The organism is Shewanella sp. AC91-MNA-CIBAN-0169 (assembly GCF_040310165.1).
In the GTDB taxonomy this organism is placed as follows: Bacteria; Pseudomonadota; Gammaproteobacteria; order Enterobacterales; family Shewanellaceae; genus Shewanella.
The window spans coordinates 1-272 of record NZ_JBEOPM010000113.1; the positions used below are offsets into that span (position 1 = coordinate 1).

Annotated in this window: 1 protein-coding gene; it reads left to right on the top strand. The window is 47.4% G+C overall.

The genetic code is table 11. The features are described 5' to 3' along the window. A partial coding sequence (locus AAEY98_RS22330; RefSeq protein ID WP_351019772.1) for a tRNA-dihydrouridine synthase occupies window positions 1-272 on the top strand: 272 nt, incomplete at both ends.

The following is a 272-nucleotide window of genomic DNA, read 5'->3' on the forward strand; positions in this document are numbered from 1 at the left end:
GTGTTTATGAGCTGACCGGCTGCGATGCGGTGATGATTGGACGCGCTGCACAAGGACAACCATGGATATTTCGCGATATCGAGCATTTTTTGCGCACAGGTGAGACGCTGGCATCACCCAGTGTTAGCGAGATAAAAGAAATTGTACTGACACATTTAGAAGAGCTATACGGTTTTTATGGTGAATACTCAGGCTGCCGTATTGCTCGCAAGCACATTGCTTGGTATACCACCGGTATTCCGAACTCTAACGCCTTTAGGCAAGCCATGTAT